Source organism: Streptomyces sp. 13-12-16 (assembly GCF_002114215.1).
GTDB lineage: Bacteria > Actinomycetota > Actinomycetes > Streptomycetales > Streptomycetaceae > Streptomyces.
Map to the genome: position 1 here is coordinate 1 of NZ_NCTE01000507.1, position 4188 is coordinate 4188.

Sequence of the window (4188 nt, forward strand, 5' to 3'; positions counted from 1 at the left end):
CGGCAGGGCGCCGGGCCGCAGTGGCAGCGGGTCGGCACGGTCGGCAGGCCCGCCTCAGGGATGCACCACGTGCCGGCCGGACTGCCGCCGGCCCCGCGCAGGGGCGCCTGACCCGGGGCGCGGCGAAGGGGCGGCCCCACCGGGACCGCCCCTTCGTCATGTCCGCCGTCGGCTACTTCTTCTTGCCGCGCTTCTCCCGCACCCGCACGGAGATGTGGATCGGCGTCCCCTCGAAACCGAACTCCTCCCGCAGCCGGCGCTCGATGAACCGCCGGTAGCCCGCCTCGATGAAGCCTGAGGCGAACAGCACGAACCGCGGCGGCTTGGTGCCGGCCTGGGTGCCGAACAGGATGCGCGGCTGCTTGCCACCCCGCACGGGGTGCGGGTGGGCGGCGACCAGCTCGCCGAGGAAGGCGTTCAGCCTGCCCGTCGGGACCCGCGTCTCCCAGCCCTCCAGGGCCGTCTCGATGGCCGGGACCAGCTTCTCCATGTGCCGTCCGGTGCGCGCCGAGACGTTCACCCGCGGCGCCCACACCACCTGGCCGAGCTCGGTCTCGATCTCCCGCTCCAGGTAGTAGCGGCGCTCCTCGTCGAGGGTGTCCCACTTGTTGAAGGCGAGGACGATCGCGCGGCCCGCCTCCACGGCCATGGTGACGATCCGCTGGTCCTGCACCGAGATGGAGTCGGCGGCGTCGATGAGGACGACGGCCACCTCCGCCTTCTCGACGGCGGCGGCGGTGCGCAGCGAGGCGTAGTAGTCGGCGCCCTGCTGGAGGTGGACGCGCTTGCGGATGCCCGCCGTGTCGACGAACTTCCACGTCTTGCCGCCGAGTTCGATCATCTCGTCGACCGGGTCACGGGTGGTTCCGGCGAGTTCGTTGACGACCACCCGGTCCTCGCCCGCGACCTTGTTCAGCAGCGAGGACTTGCCGACGTTGGGCCTGCCGATCAGGGCGACCCGGCGCGGGCCGCCGACGGTGGTGCCGAAGGTCTGCGCCGGGGCCTCGGGCAGGGCCTCCAGGACCTGGTCCAGCATGTCGCCGGTGCCGCGGCCGTGCAGCGCGGAGACCGGGTGCGGCTCGCCGAGGCCCAGGGACCACAGGTAGGACGCGTCGGCCTCGCCGCTCGGGCCGTCCACCTTGTTGGCGCACAGCACGACCGGCTTGCCGGCCTTGCGCAGCAGCCGGACGACGGCCTCGTCGGTGTCGGTCGCGCCGACCTTGGCGTCCACGACGAAGACGACCGCGTCGGCGGCCTCGATCGCGTACTCGGCCTGGGCGGCCACGGAGGCGTCGATGCCGAGGACGTCCTGCTCCCAGCCGCCGGTGTCGACGACCTTGAAACGGCGGCCGGCCCACTCGGCCTCGTAGGTGACGCGGTCGCGGGTGACGCCCGGCTTGTCCTCGACGACCGCCTCACGGCGGCCGATGATGCGGTTCACCAGGGTCGACTTGCCGACATTGGGACGGCCGACGACGGCGAGCACGGGCAGCGGACCGTGGCCCGCCGCCTCGATGGCGCCCTCGACGTCCTCGAGGTCGAAGCCCTCCTCCGCGGCGAGCTCCATGAACTCCGCGAACTCGGCATCGCCCAGCGCCCCGTGATCATGCTCGTGCGCACCCTCGTACGCGTCCGAGCCGTCGGGCTGGATGTGGTCGTTCATGAAGTCGGTACCTCGTCGTTCATCGTGGTGATCGGTGGAACACCCTGTTCGAGGGGTGATCCACTACTCGAGTGTCGCCTAGCGCCCGGTGAGGCGCCTGGCGTTTTCCAGGTGGGCGGTGAGCTGCTTCTGGATGCGTTCGGTCGCCTCGTCCAGCGCCTTGCGCGTACGTCTGCCGCTTCCGTCTCCCGCGTCGAAGGGGTCGCCGAAGACGACGTCCACGCGGGAGCGCAGCGGGGGCAGTCCCTTTATCAACCGTCCGCGGCGCTCGGAACTTCCCAGGACGGCCACCGGCACGATCGGCGCTCCGCCGCGTACGGCGAAGTAGGCGAGCCCCGCGCGGAGCGAGGCGAAGTCGCCCTCGCCGCGCGTGCCCTCCGGGAAGATGCCGAGGACACCGCCCTGCTCCAGCACGCCCAGCGCCCGGGAGATCGCCGTGCGGTCGGTGGTGTCGCGGTCCACCTTGAGCTGGCCGATGCCGGTCAGGAACGGGTCGAGCGGGCCGACGAACGCCTCCTTCTTGATCAGGAAGTGCGTCGGCCGGGGTGCCACGCCCATGACCATGGGGCCGTCGATGTTGTGGGAGTGGTTCACGGCGAAGATCAGCGGACCGGCCGTGGGCACCCGCCAGGCTCCCAGCACACGCGGCTTCCACAACCCGTACATCAGGCCGACGCCGATGCGCCGGCCGACCTCGGCGCCGCGCTCCGATGGGACCTCGGTCACTTCCCGGCCCGCTTCTCCTCGACGAGGGTGACGACACACTCGATGACCTGCGCCAGCGTCAGCTCGGTGGTGTCCACCTCGACCGCGTCGCCGGCCTTGGCCAACGGGGAGGTCTTGCGGCCGGCGTCGGCCGCGTCCCGCTTGATCAGGGCCTCGCGGGTGGTGTTCAGGTCGGCGCCCTTGAGCTCGCCGCTGCGGCGGGCGGCACGGGCCTCCGCGCTGGCGGTGAGGAAGATCTTCAGGTCGGCGTCGGGCAGCACGGTGGTGCCGATGTCGCGGCCCTCGACGACGATGCCGGTGACGGCGGAGGCGGCGATGGACCGCTGCAGCTCGGTGATCCGGGCCCGCACCTCGGGGACCGCGGAGACCGCGGAGACCTTGGAGGTGACGTCCTGTCCGCGGATCGGGCCGGCCACGTCGACGCCGTCGACGGTGATCGTCGGGTCCTGCGGGTCCGTACCGGAGACGATCTCGGGCTTCCCGGCGACGGCGGCGATCGCGGACGGGTCGTCTATGTCGATGCCGTTGGTCACCATCCACCAGGTGATCGCCCGGTACTGGGCGCCGGTGTCCAGGTAGCTCAGGCCGAGCTGCGCCGCCACGGCCTTCGAGGTGCTCGACTTGCCCGTGCCGGAGGGGCCGTCGATGGCGACAATCACGGGCTGGGCGGCGCCGTTTTCCACGGAGGAACACCTTCCTGGTGCGGTGGAGTGGTGTGTGCGGGGCGCGGACACGCCCCGCACCAGATTACCGGCCGCCCGGAACCCTTCCGACAAGCGGACGATCCGGCCCTCCGGGGGACGGGCCGCCCCGGCCCCGGACCGTCACCGGCGGATCCGTCACTGGCGGATCGCCCAGCCCCGCTCCCGCAGCCCCGTGGTGAGGGCCGGGGCCGCCTTGGGCTCCACCATGAGCTGGACCAGACCGGCCTGCTGCCCGGTGGCGTGCTCGATGCGGACGTCCTCGATGTTGGCGCCGGCGCGCTCGGCGTCCGCGAAGATGCGGGCGAGCTGGCCGGGCTGGTCGTCGATGAGCACCGTCACGGTCTCGTAGACGCGCGGCGCGGAGCCGTGCTTGCCGGGGACGCGGACCTGACCCGCGTTGCCGCGGCGCAGCACGTTCTCGATGCCGGTGCTGCCCTCGCGGCGCTCGTCCTCGTCGGAGGACTGCAGCGCGCGCAGGGCGCGCACGGTCTCCTCCAGGTCGGCGGCGACGTCCGTGAGCAGGTCGGCGACCGGGCCGGGGTTCGCGGAGAGGATGTCGATCCACATCCGGGGGTCGGAGGCGGCGATCCGGGTCACGTCCCTGATGCCCTGCCCGCACAGTCGTACGGCGGCCTCCTCGGCGTGCTCCAGGCGCGCGGCGACCATGCTGGACACCAGGTGGGGCATGTGGGAGACGAGGGCCACGGCCCGGTCGTGGGCGTCGGCGTCCATGACGACGGGCACGGCCCTGCAGTGCGAGACCAGCTCCAGGGCGAGGTTCAGCACCTCGGTGTCGGTGTCCCGGGTCGGGGTGAGCACCCAGGGGCGCCCCTCGAAGAGGTCCCCGGTGGCGGCCAGCGGGCCGGACCGCTCGCGGCCGGACATCGGGTGGGTGCCGATGTACGGGGCCAGGTCGAGCCCGCGTTCCTGGAGCTCGCGGCGCGGTCCGCCCTTGACGCTGGCGACGTCGATGTAGCCGCGTGCCGCGCCGCGCCGCATCGCGTCGGCGAGCACGTCGGCCACGTGGGCGGGCGGGGCGGCGACGATCGCCAGGTCGACCGGCCCGTCGGGGGCCTCGTCCGTGCCGGCGCCGAG

4 protein-coding genes are annotated in these 4188 nt (G+C 72.7%); all 4 read right to left on the reverse strand.

All coding sequences use genetic code 11. The annotated features are described in order from the left end of the window. Window positions 1–172: 172 nt before the first annotated feature. The gene (gene der / locus B7767_RS20375; protein ID WP_085573451.1) at window positions 173–1663 is read right to left on the reverse strand and encodes a ribosome biogenesis GTPase Der; all 1491 of its coding nucleotides are present in this window, start codon (window positions 1661–1663) and stop codon (window positions 173–175) included. A gap of 78 nt (window positions 1664–1741) precedes the next feature. Further along, window positions 1742–2389: a 1-acyl-sn-glycerol-3-phosphate acyltransferase gene (locus B7767_RS20380; protein ID WP_085573452.1), complete on the reverse strand. Its 648-nt coding sequence runs from the start codon at window positions 2387–2389 to the stop codon at window positions 1742–1744. Continuing rightward, window positions 2386–3072, reverse strand: a complete 687-nt coding sequence (cmk, locus tag B7767_RS20385) for a (d)CMP kinase (protein WP_085573453.1) — start codon at window positions 3070–3072, stop codon at window positions 2386–2388. The genes B7767_RS20380 and cmk overlap by 4 nt, the downstream gene beginning before the upstream one ends. A gap of 156 nt (window positions 3073–3228) precedes the next feature. Beyond that, a partial coding sequence (locus tag B7767_RS20390; protein WP_107486216.1) for a prephenate dehydrogenase occupies window positions 3229–4188 on the reverse strand: 960 nt, incomplete at its 5' end.